This is a genomic window from Actinomadura chokoriensis, assembly GCF_039529475.1.
Lineage (GTDB): Bacteria > Actinomycetota > Actinomycetes > Streptosporangiales > Streptosporangiaceae > Spirillospora > Spirillospora bangladeshensis.
This window is the reverse complement of record NZ_BAAAMW010000009.1, coordinates 271,191-297,736: the sequence shown is the minus strand read 5'-3', so window position 1 is coordinate 297,736 and position 26,546 is coordinate 271,191. Positions and strand designations below refer to the sequence as shown.

Here is a 26,546-nt window from a genome sequence, read left to right as displayed (position 1 = left end):
GGAACTGACGCCGGGAACTGACACCGGGAACTGACACCGGGGACCGGCGCCCGGGGCACCGGTGCCGGGCGGGAGTTCGGCGGGCCCGCGATCGGGAAGGAGCCGGGACACGGCCGGCGACGATCGGGGGCCCGGTGAACGAGTCCGCGCGACCACTGCGACTCCGCCGCCGCGTCCGGCGCGGGGCCCACCGGGTCCTGCGCCGCGCGGCGCTCTTGACGCTGCGCCCGCTGCGGTGGCGGCGCCTCGTCCCGCCGCCCGGCGGCCGTCCGCGCGTCCGCGTCCTGCTGCAGAACGCGCACGGGACGGGCGGCACGATCCGCACGGTGCTCAACCTGTGCGGGCACCTGGCCCGCGACCACGACGTCGAGATCGTCAGCGTGCTGAGGCGGAGCCGCAGGCCGTTCTTCCCGGTGCCCGCCGGGGTCGCGGTGACCTACGCCGACGACGGCCTCGCCCGCCCGAACCGGGCGGCCCGCCTCCTCACCCGGCTGCCGAGCCTCCTGACCCCGGTCGACGACGCGTCGTTCCGGCACATGACCCTGTGGACGGACGTCCGCCTCCTCCGCGCCCTCTACGGCGCACCGGCGGACGTGCTCATCGGGACCCGGCCCTCCCTCGTCCTGCTGGCCGCCGAGCTCGGCCCGCGCGGCGTCGCGACGATCGGGCAGGACCACATGGACCTCGGCTCCTACCGGCCCGCGCTCCGCCGGGAGGTCGTCCGCGCCTACCGGCGGCTCACCGCCCTCGCCGTGCTCACCGAGGCCGCCCGCGCCGACTACGCGCGGGCGCTGGCCGGCTCCGGCGTCCGCATCGCCCGGATCCCGAACGCGGCGCCGCCGCTTCCCGGGCCACCGTCCCGCCGCGAGCACAGGGTCGTGCTCGCGGCCGGGCGGCTCGTCCGCACCAAGGGCTTCGACCTGCTCCTGCGCGCCTACGCGCCGATCGCCGCCGAGCACCCCGGCTGGACCCTGCGCATCTTCGGCTCCGGGGTGCGCCGGGACCGGCTCCGCGCGATGATCGCCGACCTCGGCCTCACCGGCCGGGCCGAGCTGCGCGCCCGGACACCCGACCTGCCGGCCGAGATGCGGCGCGCCTCGCTCTACGTCCTCTCCTCGCGCCGGGAGGGCATGCCGATGGTCGTCATCGAGGCGATGGGCATGGGCCTGCCGGTCGTGGCGTTCGACTGCCCGCACGGCCCCGCCGAGCTGATCACCCCCGGCGAGGACGGCCTGCTCGTCCCGGCCGGCGACGTCGACGCGCTCACCGCGGCGCTCCGCAAGCTGATCGAGGACCCCGGCCTGCGCGACCGGCTCGGCGAGCGGGCGCTGCGGTCGGTGCGCCGGCATGACATCGCCCACATCGGGCCCCGCTGGTCGAGCCTCATCGCGTCGGTCCTCGCCGGCACGCGGGCCGACCTGGCCGGACCGCCGCGGCGACCCTGATTCGGCCCTCCGGGAGGGCACGCAATACTGGCGGTGTGAGTGAGGAGCCCCGCTCCGGCGCCGAGCGCGCCCGGCTCGTCCTGCCGGAGCTGAAGCTGGACGATCTGCTGGCCGAGTTGCAGTCCCGGCTGGAGACGGCCCGGTCGACGCGCGACCGCGTGCACGCGCTGCTGGAGGCGGTCGTCTCCATCGGCGGCGAGCTGGATCTGTCGACGGTGCTGCGGCGCATCGTCGAGGCCGCCACCACCCTCGTCGACGCCCGCTACGGCGCCCTCGGCGTGATCGGGGAGGAGGGCGAGCGGCTCGTCCGGTTCGTCACGACGGGGGTGGGCGACGAGGAGATCGCGTCGATCGGGCACTGGCCGCACGGCGAGGGCATCCTCGGCCTGCTGATCCGGGAGCCGCACGCGCTGCGGCTGGCGGACCTCGCCGAGCACCCCGCCTCGTCCGGCTTCCCGGCGAACCATCCGCCGATGCGGACGTTCCTGGGGGTGCCGGTCCGGGTGCGGGACGAGGTGTTCGGCAACCTCTACCTCACCGAGAAGGCCGGCGGCGGCCCCTTCGAGGAGGAGGACGAGGTCGTGGTGACCGCGCTGGCCACGGCCGCCGGCGTCGCGATCGAGAACGCCCGGCTGTACGAGGAGACGCGGCGCCGGGAGCGGTGGCTGGAGGCGTCCGCCGAGATCTCCACCGCGCTGCTGTCGGGCACCGACACCCACGACGTCATCGACCTCGTCGCCCGCCGGGCCAGGGAGATCGCCGACGCGCGGGTGAGCGGCGTCACGCTGGTGGACGAGACGGGCCGCGCGGCCGTGCTGGAGGCCGCGGACGGCGAGGGCGCCCACCACCTGCGGGGCAGGCGGCTCGAGCTGGACCGGTCGGTGTCGGGGAAGGTGTTCGCCGAGGGGGCGGCGCTGCGGCTGGCCGACGGCGCGGCGGCGGTGGCGGAGGCCGGCGCGCCGGCGGGCGTGCCGGTCGGGCCGCTGCTGGTGGTGCCGCTCGGCACCGGCCCGTCCGCGCGCGGCACCATCACCGTGATCAACCCGCCGGGCGGCGCGCTGTTCTCCGACGGGACGCGGCGCCTGCTGGAGGCGTTCGCGGGGCAGGCGGCGGTGGCGCTGGAGCTGGCCGACCGGCGCCGCGACACCGAGCGGCTGGCCCTGCTGGAGGACCGCGACCGCATCGCCAAGGACCTGCACGACACCGTCATCCAGCGGCTGTTCGCGACCGCGATGACGCTGATGGCCGCCATCAAGATCACCCAGAAGCGGGAGGTCGCGACGCGGGTGCAGCGGGCGGTGGACGACCTGGACGACACCATCCGGCAGATCCGCTCCACGATCTTCGCCCTGCAGGCGCCGCCGGACGAGGAGTCGCTGCGCAGCCGCGTGCACGCGCTGGTCGACGCCGCCGCCGAGCGGCTCGGGTTCGCGCCGTCGGTGCGGCTCGCCGGGCTGCTGGACACCGCGGTCGACGACGCGGCCGGCGAGCAGCTCCTCGCGGTCGTCCAGGAGGCGCTGTCGAACGTGGCGCGGCACGCCCGCGCCGGCGAGGCCGCCGTCGTCATCGACGTCGGCGACGACGACCTCACGCTCCGGGTCGAGGACGACGGCGTCGGCATCCCCGAGGGCGGCCGCCGCAGCGGCCTGCGGAACATGCGCGAGCGCGCCGAGGGCCTCGGCGGCTCCTTCGGCACCCGGGCCCGCCCGGACGGCGGCACGATCCTGGTGTGGCGCGTCCCGCTCAAGGACGCCTAGCCGGCCCCTGGCCGCCGCCCGGCCGGGTCAGCCGCGTTCGAGGAGGCCGCGGACGTAGGCGGCCTGGCCGGCGTGCTGCAGGTCGTCGGAGATCACGCTGATCAGCCGCACGGCGAGCGTGACCGGCGGGTCCCACGCGCGGTCGACGATGCGCTCCAGGTCGCGGTCGGTCAGCCCGGACACGTACGTCACCGTCCGGTCGTGGACGGCGTCGTGGTAGTCCGTCAGCAGGTCCGCCGAATCCACCCGGACCGCCGCGACGTCGTCGGGCGTGTGCCCGTACCCGGTGTCGTAGGGGTCGAACGGCAGGCCGAACCGGTCGGCCCAGCCGTCCTCGGTCCACGCCTGCGCGGTGCCGGCGGCGTCCGCGACGTGGTCGTCCTGGATGCGGGTGAGGTGCCAGACGAGCCACGCGATCGAGTTGGCGCCCTCGGCCGGCCGGTGGGCGAGCTGCCGCGGGGCGAGCCCGCCGGCCGCGCCGTGGACGACCTCCCGGATCCTGCCGAACCCGTCGGTGAGCAATTGCGCACTGGTCATTGGGAAGACGCTACCCCCATCGGGCCGGATCTCTCAGCCGGGCGCGGCCCGTTCGCCGCTGGGCGCGCGGGTACGCCGGCGGGGGTGCGGGAGGGCAGCCGGACGGTCACGACGAGGCCGCCGCCGGGGCGCGGCGCCGCCGTCACCGTGCCCCCGTGCGCGGTCGCCGTCGCGCGGACGATCGACAGCCCGAGCCCGGAGCCGCGGTCGGAGCGCATCCGGTCGTTGCCGAGCCGCCGGAACGGCTCGAAGATCGTCTCGACCTCGTAGCCGGGGACGGCCGGCCCGGTGTTGGCGATCTCCAGCTCGGCCCATCCGTCCCGGCCGCGGGTGGTGAGCGACAGCTCGCCGCCGTCGTGGTTGTGCCGGATCGCGTTCTCGACGAGGTTCTGCACGAGCCGCTCCACGAGCACCGGGTCGCCGGAGGTGGGCGCCGGGCCGAGCCTCCGGTCGGTGCCCACGCCGTGCTCGCGCGCCTCGGGCGCGGACTGCTCCAGGACGTGCGCCGCCACGTCCGCGAGGTCGAGCGGCGCCGCGTCGACCACGACGTCCTCGGTGCCCGCGAGGGTGAGGAGCCCGTCGATGAGCCGCTCGTGCCGGCCGTTCACCACCAGCAGCGACTCGCCGAGCCGCTTGACGTCGTCGGTGGCGTCCGGGCGGCGCACCGCCACGTCCACGAGCGTCCGGTTGATGGCGAGCGGGGTGCGCAGCTCGTGCGAGGCGTTCGCCACGAACCGCCGCTGCCCGTCGAACGCCCGCGCCAGCCGGCCGAGCATGGTGTCGAAGGTGTCGGCCAGCTCCTTCACGTCGTCGCGCGGCCCCTCGTAGGAGATGCGCTCGGTGAGGTCGTGGCTGCGCGCCACCCGCCGCGCCGTCTCGGTGATCGTGTGGACGGGGCGCAGCGCCCGGTCGGCGAGCAGCCAGCCGAACCCGAGCCCGGCCGCGGCCACCAGCCCGAGCGCGACGCCGCCCTGGGTGAGCAGCGCGTTCAGCGTCTCCCGCTGGTAGTTCTCCCGCTCCTTGGTCAGGACGCCCTCCACCCGCCGGGCGGCGGTCTCGGCGGGCGGCCCGCCGGGCGGAGGCGTCAGCGACCACTCGGCCGGGCCGCCGGCGAAGACCTGGTTCACGTCGACCGGGTCGGCGGTCCTCGGCAGGTTGTTCTGCAGGAGAAGGTACGTCAGCCCCAGCAGGACGATCCCGGCGCAGAGGAACAGGCCCGTGTAGAGCAGCGTGAGCCGCATGCGGATCGTCGGCCGCAGCCGCTCGCCGAGGTGCGTCATGGGATCCGGTACCCCGCTCCCGGGACGGTCTCGATGACCGGGGGATCGCCGAGCCTGCGGCGCAGCTTCATCAGCGTCACCCGGACGGTGTTGGTGAACGGGTCGGTGTGCTCGTCCCACACCTTCTCCAGCAGCCGCTCGGCGGACACGATCGTCCCCTCCGCGCGCAGCAGCTCGGCGAGCAGCCCGAACTCCTTGCGCGCCAGGTGCACGTACCGGCCGTCCCGGTACACCTCCCGGCGGGCCGGGTCGAGCCGGATCCCGGCGCGCTCCAGCGCCGGCGGCGCCGCCGGGCGGGCCCGCCGGGCGAGCGCCTGCACCCGCGCCACCAGCTCCTCGAACGCGAACGGCTTGGTCAGGTAGTCGTCCGCGCCGAGCCGCAGCCCGTCGACCCGCGCCGGGACGGTGACGGCGGCGGTGAGCATCAGCACCCGGACGAGCGCCCCGGACTCCACGACCGCGCGGCACACGTCGTCGCCGTGCACGACGGGCAGGTCCCGGTCCAGGACGAGCACGTCGTAGTCGTTGACGCCGAGGCGCTCGAGCGCGGTGTCCCCGTCGTAGACCACGTCCACGGCGAGGGCCTCGGCCCGCAGCCCCTCGGCGATCGAGTCGGCGAGCATCCGCTCGTCCTCGGCGATCAGTACCCGCACGTCCGCGCCCCCTTGTCCCGCGCCGCCGTTCCCGCCGGGACCAGCTTGGCGGAGCGGGCGTAACGCCGGCATAACCCGATCCGGTTACGCCGGGGTTACCGGGCCGGCGCTGGACTTGCGGTCGCCGCCGGCGGACCGTCCGGCGGAACCGATCGAGGAGACCGACCGATGCGACGACACACGCTCGGGGTGCTGGCACTCGTCCCAGCCCTCGCTTTCGGGCTGCAGGCGTGCGGGGGCGACGGCGGCGCCGGAGCGGGCGGCACCGCCAAGGCGGCAAGCGACGACCAGAAGCTGCGCGAGTTCGCCCAGTGCATGCGGGAGAACGGGGTGGACATGCCGGACCCGAAGGACGGCAGGGTCGAGATCCGCGCGTCCGGCAAGCCCGGCGAGGGAGGCGTCCCGAAGAACGGCGGCGAGGTCGAGGCGGCGCAGAAGAAGTGCGCGCACCTGATGCCGAACGGCGGCAAGCCGCGCAAGCCCAAGCCGGAGGACCTGGCCAAGATGCGCGCGTTCTCCGCGTGCATGCGCGACCACGGCGTCAGCGAGTTCCCCGACCCCAAGCCCGACGGCACGATGCTGCTCGAAGCCGGTCCCGGCACCGGCATGGACCCGGAGAGCGCGGAGTTCAAGGCCGCGCAGAAGGCGTGCGGCAAGCTCCAGCCGGGCGGGATGGGCCTGTCCGGCGAGAAGGGCGAGGACTAGTGGCCAGAACGCGCGCCATCGTCCTCGGCGCGGCCGGGGTGGTCGTGGCCGGCGGCGCCGGGCTCGCGACCGCCGGCCTCGGCGGCGGCGGCGACCCCGCCGCCGCGCACAGCACGCTGCCGCCGGCGACGGCGCCGATCGAGCGGACGACCCTCGTCGAGACCCAGGACGTCGACGGGACGCTCGGCTACGGCGGCACGCGCACCGTCACCGGCGCGGGGCACGGCACCCTCACCTGGCTCGCCGGGCCCGGAACGGTGATCTCCAGGGGCCGGCCGGTGTACCGGGTGGACGACAGGCCGGTGCCGCTGCTGTACGGGAGGCTGCCGCTCTACCGGGCTCTCTCCCAGGGGACGAAGGGAGCCGACGTCGAACAGTTCGAACGCAACCTGCGGGCCCTGGGCTACACCGGGTTCACCGTGGACGACACCTACGGCGCCGCCACCGCCGCGGCGGTGAAACGCTGGCAGGACGACCTCGGCGTGGACGAGACCGGCCGGATCGAGCCGGGTGCGGCCGTCGTCGCGTCCGGCCGGATCAGGGTGGCCGAGCGGAAGGCCCACGTCGGCGACCGGATCGGCGGCCCCGTCCTCACCTGCACCGGCACGACCCGCGTGGTGGGCGTCGAGCTGGACGTGAAGTACCAGCGGCTCGTCAAGAAGGGCGCCGGTGTGGAGGTCGAGCTGCCGTCCGGCGACACCGTCAAGGGCGAGGTCGCCTCGGTCGGGAAGGTCGCGAAGGAGGGCAGGGAAGGCAGGCCGTCGACCGTCGAGGTCGAGATCTCGGTCCCGTCGCAGAAGTCGCTCGGCCCCTACGACAAGGCGCCCGTCAAGGTGAGCTTCACCGCGAACCGGCACCGCGACGTCCTCGCCGTGCCGATCGGCGCGCTGCTCGCCCAGGGCGACGGCGGCTACGCCGTCCAGGTCGTCGAGAACGGACGGGTCCGCACGGTCCCGGTGGAGACCGGCGTGTTCACCGAAGGCGAGGTCGAGATCACGGGATCCGGCCTGAAGGAGGGCATGAGAGTCGGGGTGCCCTCATGACGCCGGTCGTGGAGCTGCGCGAGGTCACCAAGACCTATCCGGGCGGGGTCACGGCGCTGGACGGGGTGTCGCTGGCCGTCGAGGAGTGCGAGCTGGTCGCGATCGTCGGGCCGTCCGGGTCCGGGAAGTCGACGATGCTGCACCTGCTCGGCACGCTCGACCTGCCGAGCGCCGGGACCGTCCTGGTCGAGGGCACGGACGTGTCGCGGCTGCCGGACCGGCGGCTGTCGGCGCTGCGCGCCCGCCGGATCGGGTTCGTCTTCCAGCAGTTCCACCTCGCGGCCGGCGTCAGCGCGCTGGACAACGTCGCGGACGGCCTGCTCTACGGGGGCGTGCCGCTCGCGCAGCGGCGCCGCCGGGCCCGCCGCGCGCTGGAGCGGGTCGGGCTCGGGCACCGCCTCGGCCACCGGCCGCACCAGCTGTCCGGCGGGGAGCGGCAGCGGGTGGCGATCGCCCGCGCGGTCGTCGGCGAGCCCGCGCTGCTGCTGGCGGACGAGCCGACCGGCGCGCTGGACTCGGCGTCCGGCGCGGGCGTCCTGGACCTGCTGCGGGAGCTGTCCGCCGGCGGCACGACCGTCGTGCTGATCACGCACGACCGGGACATCGCCGCGCTGCTGCCCCGCCAGGTGCGGATGCGCGACGGCCGGATCGTCCACGACGACCTACGGATGGAGGCCGCACGGTGACCGCGACCGCCCCGCCCCGGCTCGGCCCGGGGGACGTGCTTCGCGTCGGCGCCGCCGGGCTGCGGTCCCGCCCGATGCGGGTGTTCCTGTCCGCGCTCGGCATCGCGATCGGGATCGCCGCGATGATCGGCGTGGTCGGCATCTCCACGTCCAGCCGCGCGCAGCTCCAGACCACCCTCGACCGGCTCGGCACCAACCTCCTCACGGTCGGGCCCGGCAAGGACTTCTTCGGCGCGGACTCCGACCTGCCGGACGAGTCGGTCGGCATGGTGGCGCGGATGCCGGACGTCGAGTCGGCGTCGGCGACCGGCAGGATGGACGACGTCAACGTCTACCGCAACGACCGCATCCCGGAGGGGCAGAACGGCGGCATCGCCGTCCTCGCGGCCCGCCTCGACCTGCCGGAGACCGTCGGGCTCAGGATGGCCGCGGGCACGTGGCTCAACGCGGGCACGGCGAAGTACCCGGCCGTGGTGCTCGGGTCGGACACGGCCGACCGGCTCGGCGTGGCGGCGCCGAACGTCCAGGTGTGGCTCGGCGCGCGGTGGTTCACCGTCGTCGGCGTCCTCGAACCGAACGAGCTGGTCCCGGAGGTGGACTCCACCGCCCTCGTCGGCTGGGACGCCGCCGTCGCCCACCTCGGCTTCGACGGCCACCCCACCACCATCTACACCCGCGCCCGCGAGGACGCGGTGGAGACGGTCCGGAACCTGCTCGCCGCCACCGCGAACCCGCAGGCCCCGACCGCGGTGGAGGTCAGCCGCCCGTCCGACGCGCTCGCCGCGCGGAACGCCACCGACGAGGCGTTCACCGGCCTGCTCCTCGGCCTCGGCGGCGTCGCGCTGCTGGTCGGCGGCGTCGGTGTCGCCAACACGATGGTGATCTCCGTCCTGGAGCGCCGCGCGGAGATCGGGCTGCGCCGCTCCCTCGGCGCGACCCGCGGCCAGATCCGCCTGCAGTTCCTCACCGAGTCGCAGCTCCTGGCGGCGCTCGGCGGTGTCGGCGGCGTGGCCGTCGGCATCGTCGTCACCGCCGTGTTCGCGGTGACGCAGGGCTGGCCGACCGTCGTCCCGGTATGGGCGATGGCCGGCGGGATCGTCGCCACCCTGCTCATCGGCGGTGTGGCGGGCCTCTACCCGGCCATCCGGGCGGCCCGCCTCGCCCCCACCGAGGCCCTCGCCGCCCCGTGATCAGAGGAAGTCGCTGACCTGCTTGAGCCAGCGCGTGTAGTAGACGCTGGTCAGCCCGTCGGGGAAGAGCCGGGACACGAACGAGGGCAGCCGGTTGAGGTCCTCGCGGCCGGCGTGCCGGGCGACGATGCCCGCCTTGCGCGAGCGCCTCCGCTCGTACTCGCGCAGCGCGGCGGGCACGTCGCCCGGTGCCTTGCGCAGGACGGCCGCCAGCGTCCACGCGTCCTCGAGGGCCTGGTTGGCGCCCTGCGCCCGGGTCGGCGGCATCGAGTGCGCGGAGTCGCCGGCGAGCGTGATCCGCCCGGACCCCCATGTCCTCGGGACGCGGTGGCCGTAGTGCGGGAAGAGCTCCACGTCGGTCTCCTCGACCGCCGCGAGGACGTCCGGCACGGGTGCGCACCAGTGCCCGAAGCGCCGGCGGATCTCCGCCAGCGGCGCGGCGAGCGGCGGGTCGTCCGGCGACCAGGGCATGTCGAACCACCACTGCAGGAGCCCCTCCCCGGCGGGCATCAGGCCGACGCTCCCGGCGCGGCCGGCGATCATCAGCCCGGTGTGCGATGACACCAGGTCGATCGGGACGGCGCCGAGCCCCTGCCAGGTGCCCCAGCCGCTCGGCTCGCCCGGGTCGCGGCCCCACAGGTGGTCGCGGACCACCGAGCGCCGCCCGTCCGCCCCGACCAGCAGATCGGCCTCGGCACTGGACCCGTCCGCGAACTCGGCCCGGACGGTCTCGCCCTTCTGGACGACGCCCGTGCAGGCGCGGCCGAACTCGACGACTCCGCCGGGCAGGGCGTCGGCGAGCCGTTCCAGCAGGCGCCGGCGCGGCAGGCAGATGTGCGGGTGCCCGTGGACCCGCGCGGCCCGCGCGACGTCGATGCGCACCAGGCGCCGCCCGTCCTCGCTCCACTGCTCCAGGACGTCGATCGGGGCGCCGACCCCGTCCAGCGACACGCCGAGATCGCGCAGGACGCCGGTCCCGTTGCTCCACAGCGTCACCGCCGCCCCGCCGGTGCGCGCCGCGTCCGCCGCCTCGGCGACGCGCACCTCGTGCCCGTCCGCCAGCAGCGCCGCCGCCGTGGCCAGCCCTCCGACCCCCGCACCGATCACCAGTACCCGCATGACGCCTCCCGAAGCTCGTTATCACTACGATGTTAGTACTAACACCCTAGTGGTAATCTGGCGGGGTGCCCCCACCGCAGAACCTGGAGCGCCGCCGCGCCATCGCCGACGCGGCGATCGAGGTGCTGGGACGGGCCGGCATCCACGGCCTGAGCCACCGCTCGGTGGACGAGCGGGCCGGCCTCCCGCCGGGCACGGCCTCCAACTACTTCCGCAGCAGGGACGCCCTGCTCCAGGCGGCCGCCGACCGCGTGATCGAACTGCACAAGCAGGACATGTCGGCCGCGACAGGCGGAACCGGGATCCCCGTCGACCGGGAGACCCTCATCGAGCTGGTCGCGCTGTCGCTGCACTACTCGGCCACCGAGCAGCGCACCCGCTACCTGGCCGTCTACGAACTGACCCTGGAGGCGACCCGCCGCCCGCGCCTGCGCGAGGCACTGGCCCGGCTGGAGGAGCCCACCCTCGACTTCACCGTCCAGATGCACCGCGACCTGGGGCTGGAAACGTCCCGCGCCCAGGTGCGAGCGCTGATCACCCTCTACGGCGCAACCCTGTTCGGCCTGGTGACCCGCCCCGCGGAAACGGTCACCCTGGATGAGGCCCGCACCCTCACCCGAGCCATGGTGAACGGCGCGCTGGACCCGGCCGGACACGCCGGAAGCCCGCCCCCGGGCGCCTAGGGACGGGCTTCCGTGCGGGAACGGCGTCAGGAGCGGACGCCGTAGAGGTGCTCCAGGGCGAGCTGGTCGAGGTGCTCGAAGGCGGTGCGGCGGGCGCCGAGGGCGTCGGCGTCGGCGGTGGCGCTGCGGACGGCGCGCCAGTCCTCGCCCTCGGCGAGGGTGGGCTGGGCGAGTTCGTCGAGCTTGGCCTGGCGCAGGGCGTCCTGGACGTCGGGGTCGGCGCGGAACGCGCGGACCTTCTCGCGCAGGATCAGCCAGTTGCGCATGCAGGCCGCGGCCGACTCCCACACGCCCTCGTCGTCCTCGGTGCGCGGCGGCTTGAAGTCGAAGTGGATCGGGCCGCTGTAGTCGCTGTTCTCGATGAGGTCGACGACCCAGAACGCGCCGCGCGTGTTTCCGGCGCCGAAGCGGAGGTCCTGGTCGTAGCGGGGGCCGGTCTGGCCGTTCAGGTCGATGTGGAAGAGCTTGCCCTGCCACAGCGCCTGGGCGAGGCCGTGCGCGTAGTTGAGCCCGGCCATCTCCTCGTGCCCGACCTCGGGGTTCAGGCCGACCCTGTCGGCGTGCTCCAGGGTCTGGATGAAGGCGAGGGCGTGGCCGATGGTAGGGAGCAGGATGTCGCCGCGCGGCTCGTTCGGCTTCGGCTCGATCGCGAAGCGCAGGTCGTAGCCCTGGTCGGCGACGTAGGCGCCGAGGACGTCGAACGCCTCCTTGTAGCGGTCCAGCGCCGCCCGGACGTCCTTCGCGGCGCCCGACTCGGCGCCCTCCCGGCCGCCCCAGCACACGTAGGTCTTCGCGCCGAGTTCGGCGGCGAGGTCGAGGTTGTCCATGACCTTGCGGAGCGCGAACCGGCGGACGCCGCGGTCGTTGGCGGTGAACGCGCCGTCCTTGAAGACCGGGTGGCCGAACAGGTTCGTGGTGGCGGTGGTGACGACGAGGCCGGTCTCGTCGAGGGCCTTGCGGAACGCGTTGATCTTCTCCTGCCGCTCGCCGGGCGAGGCGTCGAAGTCGAACACGTCGTTGTCGTGGAAGTTCACGCCGTAGGCGCCGATCTCGGCGAGCTTGCGGACGGCGCGGTCGGCGGGCATCGGCGGGCGGGTGCCGGGGCCGAACACGTCGACGCCCTGCCAGCCGACGGTCCAGATGCCGAACGAGAACCGGTCCTCGGGCGTCGGTGCGTAGTCGGTCATGGGAATCCTCCTCAGATCTCCGGGGTGGCGTCGCGCAGCGCGGCGTAGCGCGCCCGGACGTCCGCCGCGGTGCGGTCGCTGGTGTGTTCGGTGGCCGGCGGCGCGGGCCACGCGGGCGGTTCCGGCGTTCTGGCGAGCGCCCAGGCCGCCTGGCGGGCCGCGCCGAGCGCGACGTACTCGGCGGGCGCGGGCACGGTCACCGGCGTCCCGAGGATCGCGGGGGCCAGGGCGCGGACGGCCTCGGAGCGGGCGCCGCCGCCGATCAGCAGGGTGCGGCGGGGCCGGACGCCCTGCGCCGCGAGGTGGTCGACCGCGTCGGCGAGCGAGCACAGCAGCGCCTCCACCGCCGCCCGCGCCACGTTCTCGCGCGTCGCGTTCGCGGTGGTCAGGCCCGCGAGGACGCCGGTCGCGTCCGGGCGGTCGGGGGTGCGCTCGCCGTCCAGGTAGGGCAGCAGGGTCAGGCCGCCGGCGCCGGGCTCGGCGGCCAGGGCCAGCGCGGACAGCTCCGCCAGCGTGGCGCCGGTCAGCGCGGCGGCGGCGGACAGGATCCGCGCGGCGTTCAGCGTGGCGACGAGCGGCAGGAACCGGCCGGTCGCGTCGGCGAACCCGGCGACCAGGCCGGAGGCGTCGGCGGCCGGAACGTCCGCGACCGCGAACGCCGTCCCCGACGTGCCGATCGACACCACCACGTCGCCGGGCCGCAGCCCGAGGCCGAGCGCGGCGCCCATGTTGTCGCCCGTCCCGGCGCCGAGCGCCGCGCCCCAGGCGGTCTCGCCGACCTTCTCGCCGGGCGCGGCGACGCGCGGCACGGCGGCGTCGCGGCCGAGCGCGGCGCGCAGTACGTCGGGCAGGTAGGCGCCGGCCGCGGGGGACCAGTAGCCGGTGCCGGACGCGTCGCCCCGGTCGGTGACCGGCTCGGAGGCGCCTAGCCGCAGCGTCAGCCAGTCGTGCGGGAGCATCACCCGCTCGGTGCGGCGCGCGTTGGCGGGCTCGTTCTCGGCCATCCACCGCAGCTTGGTCACGGTGAACGAGGCGACCGGGACGCTGCCGGTCCGCTCCGCCCACGCCTTCGCGCCGCCGAGCTCCTCGACGAGCGCGCGGGCCTGCGGGGCCGACCGCGTGTCGTTCCACAGCAGCGCGGGCCGGACGACCCCGCCCGCGCCGTCGAGCGCGACCATGCCGTGCTGCTGGGCGGCGACGGCGACCGCGTCGGCCCGCTCCAGCAGCTCCCGGACCTGCGAGAGCGCCGTCCACCAGTGGTCGGGGTGGCATTCGGTGCCGTCCGGATGCGGCGCGGACGCCTCCGCGACCACGGTGCCGTCCGCCGCGCGGCACAGGACGACCTTCGTCGACTGCGTCGAGGAGTCGACGCCCGCGACCAGGCTCTCGGCCATCCCGCCCCCTTTCGTAAAGAGCTTGGACTAATTAACGTAGCAGAGGGCCGCCACCCTGCCTATAGTCGCGTTTCATTTAGGGTTGATCCATGACGAAGTCCGCGAACGCCCCCGTCCGGCACACGACGATGCGCGAGCGGAACCTCGCCGTCGTCCTGGAGCACGTGGCCCTCCACCAGCCCGTGACCAGGGCGCGGCTCGCGGAGCTGACCGGCTTCACCAAGACCACCGTGTCCAACCTCGTCGCCCTGCTGGAGGGCGCCGGGCTGGTCCGGGACGGCGCGCCCGTCCACGAGGGGGAGCGCGGGCGCCCCGGCGTCGGCGTGTCCCTGCACGGGGACGGCGCCGCCGGGCTCGGCCTGGAGGTGAACGTGGACTACCTGGCCGCCTGCGTCCTCGACCTCGCCAAGCAGGTCCGCTACCGGCACGTGATCAGCTCCGGCAACCGCGGCCGCGAGCCCGGCGCCGTCCTCGCCGCGCTGTCCGCGCTCGCCGCCGAGGCGGTCGCGGCCGCCGCCGCGCAGGGCCTCACCGTCGCCGGCGCGGCGGTCGCGCTGCCCGGCCTGCTCGACCGCGAGAACGGGGTGGTGCGGCATGCCCCGAACCTCGGCTGGACCGACGTCCCCGTCACCGGCGCGCCCGGCCTCGCGACCGCGCTGCCGGCCGAGTACGACAACGAGGCCAACCTCGCCGCGCTCGGCGAGCTGTGGTTCGGCGGCGGCGCCCGCTTCGGCGACTTCGTGCACGTGTCCGGCGAGATCGGGATCGGCGCCGGCATCGTCGTGGACGGGCGGGTGTTCCGCGGCGCGCACGGCTTCGCCGGCGAGCTCGGGCATCTCGTCGCCGACCCGGCCGGGCCGCCCTGCTCGTGCGGCGGGCGCGGCTGCCTGGAGCAGATCGCCGGGCAGGAGGCGGTCCTGCGCGCGGCCGGGCTGCCCGCGACACGGCCGGCCGGCGGGCCGGAGGGCTCGGTCGGCCGGCTCGTGGAGCGGCTCACCGCCGGCGACGCGGCCGCATTGGACGCGGTGACCCGCGCCGGCCGGGCGCTCGGCGGCGCGCTCGCCTCGGTCGTCAACCTGATCGACCCCGACACCATCGTGCTCGGCGGCGTCTTCTCCCCGCTCGCCGCCTGGATCCGCCCGCCGCTGGAGGCCGTCCTCGCGAACGGCTCCGGCGCGCTGCGGCGCGGCGTTCCGCCGGTCGAGGTCTCCGGCCTCGCCGAGGGCGCCGCCGTCCTCGGCGCCGCCGGCCTGGTGGTCGAGCGGGTGATAGCCGACCCCGCCCTCCTCCTGTGAACGACCGTTCACCTGCGGCGTGTTGTTGTTATGAGGCGCCTCATAACAACAACACGCCGCAGGTCAACGGAGCGGGGTGTACTCGAACCAGGCGAAGTCGGCGTGGTTCGTGCTCGCCCGGCCGCCGGACGTCGCGTAGAGGCCGACATACGTGCCGGTGAAGCCGCCCGCGACCTGGCTGGTGAGGATGTCGCCGTCCACGGGACCGCCGAGCGGCGTCCAGGTGCCGGGCTCCACGCTGAAGGTCGCCTGGTACCAGCGGCCGTGCGCCTCGAAACCGAGCCCGACCCGCCCGGGAACGGCTGGCCCCCGCGCCAGGACCGTTTCGATGCCCTGCTCGCGCTTGATGAGGCGCAGCCCCATGCTCGTCGACACCAGCAGGACGTGGAAGTCGCCGTTCTGGACGAGCGCGAGCCCCGCCGACTCGTCGTCGGCGGGAGAGAAGTCCAGCGCGGTGAAGGCGGCGAAGTCGTGGTGCTGCTGGCGCCGCCCGACGAACGACGGGTTGGCGGGGTCGGCGAGGCTCTCCGGGCGGACGCGCAGCCGCAGGTGGCCAGGGCGCTCGGCCAGGCTCCACCACCGTTCCCGCGGCGTCCGCAGCATGTTCCAGGCCGGGTCCAGCTCGGGCCCGTCGAACTGGTCGCAGACCGGGGCCGCCGGCCACGGGTGCGGCGGGAGCGCGGGCACCGGGTGGCTCGCCTCGAGCCGGCCGCCGGTGACCGGCCACCCGTCCTCCCAGCCGACCGGCGCCAGGAACGTCTCCCGGCCGAGGGCGCACCGGTCGCCGTGGTGCGGGCGCATCGCGAGCAGGACCGTCCACCATTCGCCGCCCGGCGTCTCCACCAGGTCGGCGTGCCCGGCGCCCACGATGGGATGGCCCGCGCCCAGGTTGCGGTTGGTCAGGATCGGGTTGCGGGGGTTCCCCTCGTACGGGCCGGTCACCGCGTCGGCGCGCGCGACCATCACGGCGTGGTCGAGGGCGGTGCCGCCCTCGGCGGTGAGCAGGTAGTACCGCCCGCCGGCCTTGTAGAGGTGGGAGCCCTCCGACCAGATCGCGCCCTTGAGGGCGCCGTCCCAGATCACGTGCTCCTCGCCGGTCAGCGCGAGCGCCGCCGGGTCGAACTCGCGCAGCCAGATCTCGGTGTGCCCCTCGTACCGGCCGGTCGGCCGGGTGCCGGTGCACCAGGCGCGGCCGTCGTCGTCGAAGAACAGGGACGGGTCGATGCCCTCGCCGTCCAGCCGGTGCGCGTCCGACCACGGGCCGGCCGGATCGGACGCGGTCATCACGAAGTGGCCGGACCACTCGGCCCCGTCCACGAGCGTGCAGACGAGGTAGAAGGTGCCGCCGTGGTGGCGCAGCGTCGGGGCGTACAGGCCGCCGGACGCCGGGACGCCGTCCAGCGGGAGCTGCTCCGGCCGGTCGAGCGCGTGCCCGATCCGCCGCCAGTGCACCAGGTCGCGGCTGTGGAACACCGGCAGGCCGGGGAACCACTCGAACGTCGACGTCATCAGGTAGTAGTCGTCGCCGGCGCGGCAGATCGACGGATCGGGGTGGAAGCCCGGCAGGACGGGGTTGCCGAACACGCCGGACGGGGGGTCGCCGGGCAGGGTCAAAGCGGCGTCACCTCCACCGGCACGGTGAGGACGCGGTCGGTGCCGAGCTCCCGGACCGGGCCCTCCAGCGTGAAGGACCCCGCCAGCGGCAGGTCGGCGCTCGACCGCCCGACCGCGACCTCCACCACGCCGGGCTCGACGATGCGGCGCAGGTCCGGCCCGGTGAAGGAGGTCCGGTCGGCGTGCACCTCGAACGCGACGCGGGCCGCCGCGCCCGGCTCCAGCCGGACCCGGGCCCACCCGGCGAGCCAGCGCGCCGGACGCACCACGGACGCGACCGGGTCCGACAGGTACAGCTGCGCGACCTCGGTGCCCGCCCGGTCGCCGGTGTTGCGGACGACCGCGCTGACCGTGACCGTCCCGTCGGTGGCGGCGCGCTCGCCGACCTCCAGGTCCCCGTACTCGAACGTCGTCCAGGTCAGGCCGTGGCCGAACGGGTAGAGGGGGACGGGGTCGACCGTGCTCCAGTCGTGCCCGCCGTCCATCGGCGCCCGCAGGTAGGTGACCGGCGGGCCGGACGCGCGGCGCGGCACACTGATCGGCATCCGCCCGGACGGGTCGACCCGCCCGGCGAGGACGCCCGCGACCGCGCGCCCGCCCTCCTCCCCGGGGAAGAACGCCTGCACCACGGCGGCGGCCCGGTCGGCGATGCCCTCGATCGCGTACGGCCGTCCGGTGAGCATCACGATGACCGTCGGCGTGCCGGTGTCCAGGACGGCGTGGGCCAGCTCCGCCTGCCGTCCGGGCAGCGCGAGCGTCTCGACGTCGCAGCCCTCGCCGGAGGTGCCGCGGCCGAACAGCCCGGCCCGGTCGCCGAGCACGAGCACGCACACCTGCGCGTCCCGGGCCGCGGCGACGGCGGCCTCGATGTCGGCGTCGTCGGCGACGAGCACGTCCTTGGAGCCCGCCACCCGGACGCCGGGCAGCTCGTCGCGCAGCGCGTCCGCGACGGCGGGGATGTCGACGCCGAGCGGCAGCTCGGGATGCTGGCGGCCGACGTGGCTCGGGAACGTGTAGCAGCCCATCATCCCGAACGGGTCCTCCGCGAGCGGCCCCGTCACCACGACCCCGTCTCCGGAGCGCAGCGGCAGCACGCCGTCGTTGGACAGCAGCACGACCGACTCCTCGGCCAGCCGCCGCGCGAGCGCCCGGTGCGCGGGCGGGTCGAAGTCCAGCGCCGCGCCGTCCCCGTCCGCGTCCTCCCGCCGGGGCGGGCCGTCCAGGAGGCCGAGCTCGGCCTTCATCGCCAGCACCCGGCCGGCGGCCCGGTCCAGCAGCTCCTCCGGGACCGCGCCCGAGCGGACCAGCTCCAGCAGCGGCTCGCCGTAGCAGCGGACGGTCGGCAGCTCCACGTCGATCCCGGCGCGCAGCGCGAGGGCGCCGGCCTCGCCCCGCGACCCGGCCACCCGGTGCCGGGTCTCCAGGAACGAGATGCCGAAGTAGTCGGCGACGACGAGCCCGGTGAACCCCAGCTCGTCGCGCAGCAGCCCGGTCAGCAGCCGCTCGTCGGCGGCGGCGGGCATGCCGTCCACGTCGGTGTAGGAGTGCATGACCGAGCGGGCGCCGCCGTCGCGCAGCGCCATGACGAACGGTTCGAGGACGATGTCGGCGAACTCGCGCGGCCCCATCGGGGCCGGCGCCATGTTCCGGCCCGCGCGGGAGGCGGAGTAGCCGGCGAAGTGCTTCAGCGTCGTGACGATGCCGGACCGCTCCATGGCCTTCACGTAGGCCGTGCCGAGGACGCCGACGAGGTACGGGTCCTCGCCGATGCACTCCTCCGTCCGGCCCCAGCGGGCGTCGCGGACGACGTCCAGCACCGGCGCGAGGCCCTGGTGGACGCCGGCCGCCCGCATGCTGGACCCGATCGCGGCGGCCATCTCGCCGACGAGGCCGGCGTCGAACGACGCGCCCCACGCGGGCGGGCTGGGGAACACGGTGGCGCCCCACGTCATGAAGCCGTTGAGGCACTCCTCGTGCGCGATCGCCGGGATGCCGAACCGGTTGCCGGCGGCGACCAGGCGCTGCAGCTCGCGCAGCCGGGCGGCGCCCTCGGCGGCCGGGACGGGCGAGGTCCCGAACACGCGGGTGAGCTGGCCGAGGCCGCGGTCGACGACCTCGTCCAGGGACGGCGCGGTCTCGTTCGAGTCGTCCTCCATCGGGGCCACCGGCTCGCCCGGCTCGGCGGGCATCGCCCAGAAGCCGGCGAGCTGCCCCGCCTTCTCCTCCGGCGTCATCCGGGCCAGCAGGTCGGCGACCCGCTCGGCGACCGGCGACCCGGGGTCCTGCCAGGGCTCGCGGGTCGCGCTCGCGGCCGGGACGGCTTCGGTCATCGTTCCTCCGAGGGGGGCGGCGGGGCGGTGGAGGCGCGGACACGCAGGTCGGTGGCCAGCTCCACGCGCGGGGTCAGCGGGGGGCGGCCGTCCAGCAGCTGCAGCAGGGTGCGGGCCGCGACGCGGCCCATCTCCTCCAGCGGCTGCCGGACGGTCGTCAGCGGTGGCGAGAGCCACTCGCAGGTGGGCAGGTCGTCGAAGCCGACGACGCTGAGGTCCTCGGGGATGCGCAGGCCGGCGAGCCGGGCCGCCTGGTAGGCGCCCATGGCCTGCTCGTCGCTGCCCGCGAAGATCGCGGTCGGCGGCTCGGGGAGCTCCAGCAGCTCGCGGGTGCGGGCGAAGCCGCCGCGGTGGTGGAAGTCGCCGTAGCGGACGAGGTCCTTGTCGACCTCGATCCCGGCGCGCTCCAGCGCCGTCCGGTAGCCGTCCACGCGGGCCTGGGTGCAGAGCATGTCGGCCGGGCCGCCGACCATCGCGATGCGGCGGTGGCCGAGCTCGATCAGGTGCTCGGTGGCGGCGAGGCCGCCGGCCCAGTTGGTGGCGCCGACGCTGGCGATCTCGGTGTCCGGCAGGTTCACCGGGTCGACCAGCACGAGCGCGACGCCCGCCCGCTCCAGCTGCTCGCGCTGGCGGCGGGTCATCCGGGACGTGACCAGGATGACCCCGTCGCTGTGGTGCAGCGCGGGCAGGTTCTGCCAGCTCGGCGGCCGGGCGTCGTCCTCGCGGACCAGCGAGACGACGACGCCGGTGCCGTGCTCGGCGCACTCGCCCTCCACGCCGCGCATGATCTCGACCGCCCAGGGGCTGTCGAGGCCGGCGAGGACGAGGTCGATCAGGCCCGACCTGCGGGCCCGGCGGGAGCCGCCCGGACCCGGGTAGTTGTGGGTGCGCAGCAGCGCCTCCACCCGCTCGCGGGTCGCGGCGGCGACGTCGGTCCGGCCGTTCAGGACCTTGGAGACCGTGGCGGGGGAGACCCCCGCCTTCGAGGCGATCAGCGCCAGAGTGGGCCGGGACGGCGGGTCCGGCATCTCGTCGGTGGTGCGCACGGGCACGCTTCACTCCTCCCCGAGGAAACGATTGCGAACAGTATCGCAATGTTTCGCTCGCTCCTAGCCCCCGTGTCGGACTTCTCAACATTTCATTTAGGTCAACAGGGCCCGAGGTCTTGACCGTGGGGTGGCCCTTTCTTAGAGTTCCACGGCAACGGCAAGCTCGAAGACTTTCGAAAAGATTTCGAAGCGGGGCGCTTCCCGCCCCGTCCCTCCCAGGCCAAGCCCACCCCCCGATCCAGGAGGCCATCATGGGCATTCCGCACCTGTCGCGCCGTTCGTTCCTGACCGCAGTCTCCGCAGGCGCCGTGGTGGTCACCGCCGCACCCCTCCTCGCCGCGTGCGGCGACGGCGACTCCGGGGGCGGCAAGGTCACCATCGAGTGGATGGACATCGCGACCACCGAGCCGTCCAAGACGCTCTACCCGCAGATCGCCAAGGCGTACGAGGCCGCGCACCCCGACGTCAAGATCAAGCTCACCAACCTGGAGAACGAGGCGTTCAAGTCGAAGATGACGGCGCTCACCGCCTCCGGCAAGCTGCCGGACATCTTCGTGACCTGGGGCGGGGGCGTGCTCAAGCAGCAGATCGACGCCGGCCTGGTCAAGGACGTCACCTCCGACGGCTCCGCCATCCTGAACACGATGACGCCGGTGTCGCAGAAGCCGTACCAGTTCGACGGGAAGACCTACGCGATCCCCTACGACATGGGCGGCGTGGGCTTCTGGTACAACAAGGCGCTCTTCAAGAAGGCCGGCGTCAAGGACACCCCGAAGACCTGGACGGAGTACCTGGACGCCGTCCGCAAGCTGAAGACCGCGGGGATCACCCCCATCGCGATCGCGGGCAAGGACAAGTGGCCCGAGATGTACTACTGGGCCTACCTCGCGATGCGCATCGGCGGGCTGTCCGCGCTGCAGCAGGCCCAGCAGAACAACGACTTCAGCGGCACCGCCTTCGTCTCCGCCGGCCAGAAGCTCAAGGAGCTCGTCGACCTGCAGCCCTTCCAGAAGGGCTTCCAGAACGCCGGCTACGACGCGCCCGGCGGGCAGGCCGCGACCATGGGCGGCGGCAAGGCCGCCATGGAGCTGATGGGGCAGTGGGCGCCCGCGGTCGAGAAGGACGCCTCCGGCAAGGACCTCGGCGACGACCTCGGCTGGTTCCCCTTCCCGACCGTGGAGGGCGGCCAGGGCGCGGCGACCGAGGTGTTCGGCGGCGGCAACGGGCACGCGCTCAGCAAGGACGCCCCCAAGGAGGCCATCGACTTCCTGGCCTTCCTCATGAACAACGAGAACGAGCGCAAGCTCGTCTCCTCCGGCGCGTTCATGCCGGTCGTCAAGGGCGCCGAGAGCGAGCTCGACAAGAACCGCAGGCTGGTCGCCGACGCGCTGAACAGCTCCACCGGGTTCCAGCTCTACCTCGACCAGGCGTTCCCGCCGGCCGTCGGGCAGGAGGTCAATGACAGCGTCGCGGCGCTGATCGGCGGCAAGAAGACGCCCCAGCAGGTCACCGAGTCGGTCACCAAGGCGGCCAAGAGCCAATGACACTGTCCGCCACGACCGAGAATCGGCCGCGGCACGCCTCCCGGGCCCCGCGCAAGCGGGGCCCCAAGGCGTCGTTGGGGGCGCGGGTGCGCGGCTGGGCGTCCACCACCTGGTTCCTGCTGCCGGCCCTGCTGCTGTTCTTCTTCTTCGTCCTGATCCCGATCTTCGTCGCGTTCTACACGAGCTTCTTCCAGTGGGGCGGCTTCGGCCCGCCCGACGACTTCGCCGGCCTCGGCAACTACCGCAAGCTCGCCGACGACCCGGTCTTCCGCGGCGACCTGTGGCGCGGCCTGCTGCTGGTCGTGTTCTCGATCGCCGTGCAGCTGCCGATCGCGCTCGGCACCGCCGTGCTGCTGAACCAGAAGATGCGCGGCCGGGCGGTGTACCGGGCGATCTTCTTCGCGCCCTACATCCTGTCCGAGGTCATCGCCGGCGTCCTGTTCGGCATCATCTTCCTGCCGGGCGACGGCCTCGCCGACAAGCTCGTCGGCGACCTGCCCCTGCTCGGCGACCTCGCCGGCAGGTGGTTCGCCGACCCCGACACGGCGCTGCCCACCCTGTTCGCCGTCATGACCTGGAAGTACTTCGGCTTCCACATGATGATCTACCTCGCCGGGCTGCAGGGCATCCCGTCGGAGGTGCTGGAGGCCGCCTCGATCGACGGGGCGGGCCCGTGGCGGCGGTTCCGCAGCGTCACGCTGCCGCTGCTCGCCCCGACCCTGCGGATCAGCGTGTTCCTGTCCGTCATCGGCTCGATCCAGCTCTTCGACCTCGTGTGGGTCACCACGACGGGCGGGCCGACGCACTCCACCGAGACGATGGCCGTCACCATGTTCCAGTTCGGCTTCAAGCGCTACCAGATGGGCTACGCGAGCGCGATCAGCGTGGCCATGTTCGTGATCAGCATGATCTTCTCCCTGATCTACCAGCGCTACGCGCTCCGCCGCGACCTGCAGGGCGCGGTCACCTCCGCGGGAGGACGCCGATGAGAACGACCCTCGCGCGGAGCATGTCCCGGCACGCCCTGGTCTGGCTGCTCGGCTCCTTCATCGTCGTCCCGCTGGTGTACGCGGTGGTCTCCGGGTTCAAGACCACCGGTGACCTGACCGACAACCCCTTCGGGCTGCCGGACCCCTGGAAGGTCTCGAACTACACCGGCATCCTGTCGTCCGGCGAGTTCTGGCGGCAGATCGGCAACAGCGTGCTCATCGCGGTCGCCACCACCCTGATCACCGTCGCGGTGGCGGCGCTGGCGGCGTTCGCGTTCGCCCGGTACGCGTTCCGGGGGCGGGAGTTCTTCTTCACGCTGTTCGCGATGGGGCTGATGTTCCCGCCGGCGGTGGCGGTGCTGCCGCTGTTCGTCCTGCTGCGCTCGTTCGGGCTGCTGGACAACCCGCTCGGCATCGTGCTGCCGCAGGCCGCGTTCGCGCTGCCCGTCACGATCATCATCCTGCGGTCGTTCTTCCGGACGATCCCCGCGGAGCTGGAGGAGGCCGCCATCATGGACGGCTGCAGCCGGTTCGGGTTCTTCTGGCGCATCCTGCTGCCGATGGCGCGGCCCGCCCTCGGCACCGTGTCGGTCCTCGCCATCGTGACGAGCTGGAACAACTTCTTCCTGCCGCTGCTGGTGCTCGCCGACCCGAAGTGGCAGACGATCCCCGTCGGCATCCAGCAGTTCCAGGGGCAGTACTCGACGAACTACGCGCTCGTCATCGCCTACATCGTGCTGGCGATGGTCCCGGCGCTGGCGTTCTACGCCGTCGCCGAGCGCCAGCTGATCGGAGGGCTCACCGCCGGCGCCACGAAGGGCTGAACGAAGGCCCGAGCAGGGCCCGAGCAGGGCCCGAGCGCCCGCCGCGGGACGGCCCGGACGACGACGTCCGGGCCGTATGGTCCTGTCCTCCCCGGCCTTGGATGAAAGGCTGAAAGGACCGTTCCGGGGTCCGGTGATCCGGAGCTAGCTTCCGGTTGGACAGGACTCTCCTCACCCCGTGGACGGGAGGACGATGGGCAAGCGAAGACGAAGGGCGCTCGCGGCGGGGGCGGTACTCGGCCCCGCCATGCTGGCCGGCGCCCTGCTGACGGCGGCGCCGGCGTCCGCGCACGGCGCGATGATGGTGCCGGGCAGCCGCACCTACCTGTGCTGGGAGGACGCGCTGACCGCGAGCGGGCAGCTCGTCCCGCACAACCCGGCCTGCGCGGCGGCCATCGCGAAGAGCGGCACCACGTCGCTCTACAACTGGTTCGCCGTGCTCCGCTCCGACGGCGCCGGCCGCACCCGCGGCTTCATCCCCGACGGGCAGCTGTGCAGCGGCGGCGCGGTCGTGTACGACTTCAGCGGCTACGACCTGGCCCGCGACGACTGGCCGGTCACGCACCTGACGTCCGGCGCGAACATCGAGTTCAGGTACAACAAGTGGGCGGCGCATCCGGGAACGTTTCGCACCTACATCACCAAGGACACCTGGAGCCCCACCCGCCCGCTCAGCTGGGACGACCTGGAGAGCGAACCGTTCTACAGCGTCACCGACCCGCCCAGCGTCGGGTCGCCCGGCAACGAGGACGCCTACTACCACTGGAACGCCACGCTGCCGTCCGGCAAGAGCGGCCGCCACCTCATCTACACCGTGTGGCAGCGCTCGGACAGCAACGAGACGTTCTACGGCTGCTCCGACGTCGTGTTCGACGGCGGCAACGGCGAGGTGACGGGCGTGGGCGAGGGCGACGGGGACCCGACCGACCCGCCCACCGATCCGACCGACCCGCCCGGCACGCCGGGCATGGTCTGCACCGCCGAGTACCACTCCGTCAACAGCTGGGGCGGCGGCTACCAGGGCGAGGTCAAGGTCACCAACACCGGCACGCTGCCGCTCAACGGCTGGATGGCCCACTTCACCTTCGCCAACGGCGAGACGGTCGGCAGCCTGTGGAACGGCACCTACACGCAGTCCGGCCCGGATGTCACGGTGAAGAACGCGGCCTGGAACGGCTCGCTCGCCGTCGGCGCCTCGGCCACGTTCGGGTTCACCGCGAACGCTCCGAGTTCACCGACGACCCTGGAACCGCACTGCATGACCTCCTGACAGCACCGGCTCCCAACAGAACACGGCCCGCGGCGTCCGACAGGGAACGCCGCGGGCCGCCCCCTTCCCCGTTGATCTGCGGCGTGTTGTTGTTATCCGGTGGCTCATAACAACAACACGCCGCAGATCAACGAAGAAGGCGGGGCGTGGAGAGGCCCCGTGACCGGGAGCGGGTCACGGGGCCTGTTTCCTGTTGGGCTTCTACTGGACGGGCGGGTAGGCGTTCTTCAGCAGCTCCTGGAACTGCGCGGAGAACCAGTGCCCGGACAGCGGCGCGTCCGGCAGGGCGCCGCTCATGTGGTTGTTGTTGCGCGGGTTGCCGGTGTACGTGGGGTCGCACATCCGGTCGAAGCCCTTGCCCTCGTCGTTCGGGATCTCGGAGCTGGCCCCGTCCGACTCGCCCGGAGGCTTGATCCAGACGTAGGCGTCGATGCCCGCGGCGGGCGCCGCCTTCGGCCGCTCACCGAGGCCCGCGCCGGCCTGGTTGCACCAGTTGCCGAGGTGGATGCGCCGGTCGATCCGGCTGCCGTCCACGTAGGCGTTGACGTCGGTCTGCGGGCCGGGCCCGGTCGGGCGCGCGGTGCCGCCCCAGCCGTTGCGGCTGGTGTCGATCAGCATGCCGATGCCCGAGTCGAAGCCCTCTCCGATGAGCTCCTGGCGGAACGCCTGGGCGTAGGACTGCTCGTCCACGTACCGGTTCCAGTCCACCCAGGTCGACTGGCGGACGGACGTGCCGTTCACCGAGTCGTTGATGGTGAAGTAGGGCTCCTTCGTCGCCCCGTAGTTGGCGGTGTTGGTGATGAAGCCGGCCACGTTGCTCTTGGAGCCGGACATGTCGGCGGTGTCGGCGAGCAGCTGCGCGGTCGGGCCGAAGTTGTCGTCCCAGCCGATCCAGCCGTGGTGGCCGATGTCGATGTAGTTGTAGACGTTCGACAGGGCGCCGAGCTTCTGCAGGGCGTAGGCGACGCCCTTCTCGTAGTTGCCGTTCGCCTTCATGACGTCGCAGTTCTCGGTGGCGGTCGGCCGGTCGCCGGCGTTGGTGATGAGGTTCGGCAGCGAGTCGATCTCCACGACCGTGACGATCCGCAGGTCGGCGTACTTGGCGTCGCCGAGGATCTGCGCGATCGGGTCGATGAAGTCGGTCTTGTACCGGTCGAGCTCCGTCGGGCCGAGCTCTCCGTTGGACGCCAGCGCGGAGCAGTCGCGGCCAGGCAGGTCGTACACGACGAGCTGGATCACGCCGGCGCCCTGGCTGAGCGCCTCGTCGAGGTGGTCGCGCAGGCCCATCCCGCCGTTCACGCCGTTGATCGCGGCGATCCGGTCCAGCCACACGCCGGTCGGCTGGTTCGCGACCGCGCTGCCGCCGGGCTCGGCGGCGGCGTTCGCGGACCACTCGGGGTTCACGTACACCTTCGCGCCGGCGTAGGGGTTGTCGACGCGGTCGCCGTCCGGCGGCGGGGTCACCGGCGGCGTGGTGGGCGGCTCGCTGCCGTCGCCGCCGCCCGTCGAGCCGTCGCACACCGTCCCGTTCAGCTTGAACTGGGTCGGCTTGGCGTTCGTGCCGGAGTAGGTGCCCTGGAATCCGGGAGTGGCCGAGGCGTTGGTGCCGAGCGACCCGCCCCAGCTCGGGTTCTTCACGGTGACGTGCTTGCCGGACTGGGTGAACGTCCCGTTCCAGCCGTTCGTCACCTGCTGGTTGCCGGCGAAGTCCCACTCCAGCGTCCAGCTGCTGAGGGCGTCACCGAGGTTGGTGACCTTCACGTTGGCGGTGAAGCCCGTGCCCCAGTCATTGGTGGTGTAGTCGACCGTGCAGCCGGCGGCCGCGCTGGCCTGGGCCTGGGCCAGCGCGACCGTGCCTGAGGCGAGCAGGACGGCCGCCGCGGCGGCCGATACGCCGCGGCGCCGGGCGCCGGGCCTCCTGCGCGCAGGGGGGTGCTTCATGCGGGTTCCTC

At 73.8% G+C, this 26,546-nt stretch carries 22 protein-coding genes; 12 read left to right on the top strand and 10 right to left on the bottom strand.

Annotated elements, in window-relative coordinates; translation table 11 throughout:
• Positions 1-134: 134 nt before the first annotated feature.
• Together ABFX46_RS21685 and ABFX46_RS21680 are read left to right on the top strand one after the other, a co-directional pair.
• The gene (locus ABFX46_RS21685) at positions 135-1,445 is read left to right on the top strand and encodes a glycosyltransferase family 4 protein (protein WP_346044625.1); all 1,311 of its coding nucleotides are present in this window, start codon (positions 135-137) and stop codon (positions 1,443-1,445) included.
• Positions 1,446-1,480: 35 nt separating this feature from the next.
• Entirely contained in the window at positions 1,481-3,202 is a 1,722-nt protein-coding gene (locus ABFX46_RS21680; protein WP_346044623.1) for a sensor histidine kinase, read from the top strand.
• 27 nt (positions 3,203-3,229) lie between these two features.
• Here ABFX46_RS21680 and ABFX46_RS21675 read toward each other — a convergent pair whose 3' ends face one another.
• The 3 genes from ABFX46_RS21675 to ABFX46_RS21665 are packed head-to-tail and all read right to left on the bottom strand — an operon-like array spanning position 3,230 to position 5,672.
• Positions 3,230-3,739, bottom strand: a complete 510-nt coding sequence (locus ABFX46_RS21675; protein ID WP_346044621.1) for a mycothiol transferase — start codon at positions 3,737-3,739, stop codon at positions 3,230-3,232.
• Positions 3,736-5,019 carry a sensor histidine kinase gene (locus tag ABFX46_RS21670; RefSeq protein ID WP_346044620.1) on the bottom strand — a complete coding sequence of 428 codons (1,284 nt, stop codon included), beginning with the start codon at positions 5,017-5,019 and terminating at the stop codon, positions 3,736-3,738. Before ABFX46_RS21670 ends, ABFX46_RS21675 begins: the two co-directional genes overlap by 4 nt.
• Positions 5,016-5,672, bottom strand: coding sequence for a response regulator transcription factor (locus ABFX46_RS21665; RefSeq protein WP_346044618.1), 657 nt, complete (start codon positions 5,670-5,672; stop codon positions 5,016-5,018). Before ABFX46_RS21665 ends, ABFX46_RS21670 begins: the two co-directional genes overlap by 4 nt.
• Positions 5,673-5,840: 168 nt before the next feature.
• On the opposite strand from ABFX46_RS21665, the gene ABFX46_RS21660 reads away from it, so the two are divergent.
• Genes ABFX46_RS21660 through ABFX46_RS21645 form a run of 4 tightly spaced genes read left to right on the top strand, consistent with a single transcriptional unit; the run spans position 5,841 to position 9,296 of the window.
• Complete coding sequence (locus ABFX46_RS21660) at positions 5,841-6,377, top strand: hypothetical protein (RefSeq protein ID WP_346044616.1); 537 nt, start codon at positions 5,841-5,843, stop codon at positions 6,375-6,377.
• Positions 6,377-7,420: a peptidoglycan-binding protein gene (locus ABFX46_RS21655; protein ID WP_346044614.1), complete on the top strand. Its 1,044-nt coding sequence runs from the start codon at positions 6,377-6,379 to the stop codon at positions 7,418-7,420. The genes ABFX46_RS21660 and ABFX46_RS21655 overlap by 1 nt, the downstream gene beginning before the upstream one ends.
• Positions 7,417-8,106, top strand: coding sequence for an ABC transporter ATP-binding protein (locus ABFX46_RS21650; protein WP_346044612.1), 690 nt, complete (start codon positions 7,417-7,419; stop codon positions 8,104-8,106). Before ABFX46_RS21655 ends, ABFX46_RS21650 begins: the two co-directional genes overlap by 4 nt.
• Positions 8,103-9,296, top strand: a complete 1,194-nt coding sequence (locus ABFX46_RS21645; RefSeq protein ID WP_346044610.1) for an ABC transporter permease — start codon at positions 8,103-8,105, stop codon at positions 9,294-9,296. Before ABFX46_RS21650 ends, ABFX46_RS21645 begins: the two co-directional genes overlap by 4 nt.
• Here ABFX46_RS21645 and ABFX46_RS21640 read toward each other — a convergent pair whose 3' ends face one another.
• Positions 9,297-10,415, bottom strand: coding sequence for an FAD-dependent oxidoreductase (locus ABFX46_RS21640; RefSeq protein ID WP_346044609.1), 1,119 nt, complete (start codon positions 10,413-10,415; stop codon positions 9,297-9,299).
• Between the two features lie 65 nt (positions 10,416-10,480).
• On the opposite strand from ABFX46_RS21640, the gene ABFX46_RS21635 reads away from it, so the two are divergent.
• On the top strand, positions 10,481-11,098 hold the full coding sequence (locus ABFX46_RS21635) for a TetR/AcrR family transcriptional regulator (RefSeq protein WP_346044607.1): 618 nt from the start codon (positions 10,481-10,483) through the stop codon (positions 11,096-11,098).
• A 26-nt stretch (positions 11,099-11,124) separates the two neighbouring features.
• Here ABFX46_RS21635 and xylA read toward each other — a convergent pair whose 3' ends face one another.
• Together xylA and xylB are read right to left on the bottom strand one after the other, a co-directional pair.
• Entirely contained in the window at positions 11,125-12,285 is a 1,161-nt protein-coding gene (gene xylA / locus ABFX46_RS21630; RefSeq protein ID WP_346044605.1) for a xylose isomerase, read from the bottom strand.
• Between the two features lie 11 nt (positions 12,286-12,296).
• Positions 12,297-13,679 (bottom strand): xylulokinase, encoded by a 1,383-nt coding sequence (gene xylB / locus ABFX46_RS21625; protein ID WP_346044603.1) that lies wholly within the window; start codon positions 13,677-13,679, stop codon positions 12,297-12,299.
• Positions 13,680-13,768: 89 nt separating this feature from the next.
• Here xylB and ABFX46_RS21620 point away from each other — a divergent pair, with 89 nt between their 5' ends.
• Positions 13,769-14,974, top strand: a complete 1,206-nt coding sequence (locus ABFX46_RS21620; protein WP_346044602.1) for an ROK family protein — start codon at positions 13,769-13,771, stop codon at positions 14,972-14,974.
• Positions 14,975-15,037: 63 nt separating this feature from the next.
• On the opposite strand, the gene ABFX46_RS21615 is transcribed toward ABFX46_RS21620, so the two are convergent.
• The 3 genes from ABFX46_RS21615 to ABFX46_RS21605 are packed head-to-tail and all read right to left on the bottom strand — an operon-like array spanning position 15,038 to position 19,946.
• The gene (locus tag ABFX46_RS21615) at positions 15,038-16,588 is read right to left on the bottom strand and encodes a glycoside hydrolase family 43 protein (RefSeq protein WP_346044600.1); all 1,551 of its coding nucleotides are present in this window, start codon (positions 16,586-16,588) and stop codon (positions 15,038-15,040) included.
• Positions 16,585-18,918, bottom strand: coding sequence for a beta-glucosidase family protein (locus ABFX46_RS21610; RefSeq protein WP_346044599.1), 2,334 nt, complete (start codon positions 18,916-18,918; stop codon positions 16,585-16,587). The genes ABFX46_RS21615 and ABFX46_RS21610 overlap by 4 nt, the downstream gene beginning before the upstream one ends.
• Complete coding sequence (locus ABFX46_RS21605; RefSeq protein ID WP_067637490.1) at positions 18,915-19,946, bottom strand: LacI family DNA-binding transcriptional regulator; 1,032 nt, start codon at positions 19,944-19,946, stop codon at positions 18,915-18,917. Before ABFX46_RS21605 ends, ABFX46_RS21610 begins: the two co-directional genes overlap by 4 nt.
• 272 nt (positions 19,947-20,218) lie before the next feature.
• On the opposite strand from ABFX46_RS21605, the gene ABFX46_RS21600 reads away from it, so the two are divergent.
• The 4 genes from ABFX46_RS21600 to ABFX46_RS21585 all read left to right on the top strand — a co-directional run bounded on the left by ABFX46_RS21600 (position 20,219) and on the right by ABFX46_RS21585 (position 24,594).
• A complete protein-coding gene (locus ABFX46_RS21600) occupies positions 20,219-21,511 on the top strand; it encodes an extracellular solute-binding protein (protein ID WP_346044597.1) in 1,293 nt (430 codons plus the stop codon).
• Positions 21,508-22,500: a carbohydrate ABC transporter permease gene (locus ABFX46_RS21595; protein WP_346044595.1), complete on the top strand. Its 993-nt coding sequence runs from the start codon at positions 21,508-21,510 to the stop codon at positions 22,498-22,500. The genes ABFX46_RS21600 and ABFX46_RS21595 overlap by 4 nt, the downstream gene beginning before the upstream one ends.
• Positions 22,497-23,324, top strand: coding sequence for a carbohydrate ABC transporter permease (locus ABFX46_RS21590; RefSeq protein WP_346044593.1), 828 nt, complete (start codon positions 22,497-22,499; stop codon positions 23,322-23,324). The genes ABFX46_RS21595 and ABFX46_RS21590 overlap by 4 nt, the downstream gene beginning before the upstream one ends.
• Positions 23,325-23,502: 178 nt before the next feature.
• Positions 23,503-24,594, top strand: a complete 1,092-nt coding sequence (locus ABFX46_RS21585) for a lytic polysaccharide monooxygenase auxiliary activity family 9 protein (protein WP_346044592.1) — start codon at positions 23,503-23,505, stop codon at positions 24,592-24,594.
• 201 nt (positions 24,595-24,795) lie between these two features.
• On the opposite strand, the gene ABFX46_RS21580 is transcribed toward ABFX46_RS21585, so the two are convergent.
• Positions 24,796-26,535, bottom strand: coding sequence for a glycoside hydrolase family 6 protein (locus ABFX46_RS21580; protein WP_346044590.1), 1,740 nt, complete (start codon positions 26,533-26,535; stop codon positions 24,796-24,798).
• Positions 26,536-26,546 lie beyond the last annotated feature (11 nt).

Excerpts from the sequence above, each read along its gene's own strand:
- ABFX46_RS21590 (WP_346044593.1), top strand. The coding sequence starts at position 22,497 with ATGAGAACGACCCTCGCGCGGAGCATGTCCCGGCACGCCCTGGTCTGG.
- ABFX46_RS21675 (WP_346044621.1), bottom strand. The coding sequence starts at position 3,739 with ATGACCAGTGCGCAATTGCTCACCGACGGGTTCGGCAGGATCCGGGAG.
- ABFX46_RS21595 (WP_346044595.1), top strand. The coding sequence starts at position 21,508 with ATGACACTGTCCGCCACGACCGAGAATCGGCCGCGGCACGCCTCCCGG.
- ABFX46_RS21600 (WP_346044597.1), top strand. The coding sequence starts at position 20,219 with ATGGGCATTCCGCACCTGTCGCGCCGTTCGTTCCTGACCGCAGTCTCC.
- ABFX46_RS21660 (WP_346044616.1), top strand. The coding sequence starts at position 5,841 with ATGCGACGACACACGCTCGGGGTGCTGGCACTCGTCCCAGCCCTCGCT.
- ABFX46_RS21580 (WP_346044590.1), bottom strand. The coding sequence starts at position 26,535 with ATGAAGCACCCCCCTGCGCGCAGGAGGCCCGGCGCCCGGCGCCGCGGC.
- ABFX46_RS21670 (WP_346044620.1), bottom strand. The coding sequence starts at position 5,019 with ATGACGCACCTCGGCGAGCGGCTGCGGCCGACGATCCGCATGCGGCTC.
- ABFX46_RS21610 (WP_346044599.1), bottom strand. The coding sequence starts at position 18,918 with ATGACCGAAGCCGTCCCGGCCGCGAGCGCGACCCGCGAGCCCTGGCAG.
- xylB (WP_346044603.1), bottom strand. The coding sequence starts at position 13,679 with ATGGCCGAGAGCCTGGTCGCGGGCGTCGACTCCTCGACGCAGTCGACG.
- xylA (WP_346044605.1), bottom strand. The coding sequence starts at position 12,285 with ATGACCGACTACGCACCGACGCCCGAGGACCGGTTCTCGTTCGGCATC.
- ABFX46_RS21650 (WP_346044612.1), top strand. The coding sequence starts at position 7,417 with ATGACGCCGGTCGTGGAGCTGCGCGAGGTCACCAAGACCTATCCGGGC.
- ABFX46_RS21605 (WP_067637490.1), bottom strand. The coding sequence starts at position 19,946 with ATGCCGGACCCGCCGTCCCGGCCCACTCTGGCGCTGATCGCCTCGAAG.
- ABFX46_RS21640 (WP_346044609.1), bottom strand. The coding sequence starts at position 10,415 with ATGCGGGTACTGGTGATCGGTGCGGGGGTCGGAGGGCTGGCCACGGCG.
- ABFX46_RS21620 (WP_346044602.1), top strand. The coding sequence starts at position 13,769 with ATGACGAAGTCCGCGAACGCCCCCGTCCGGCACACGACGATGCGCGAG.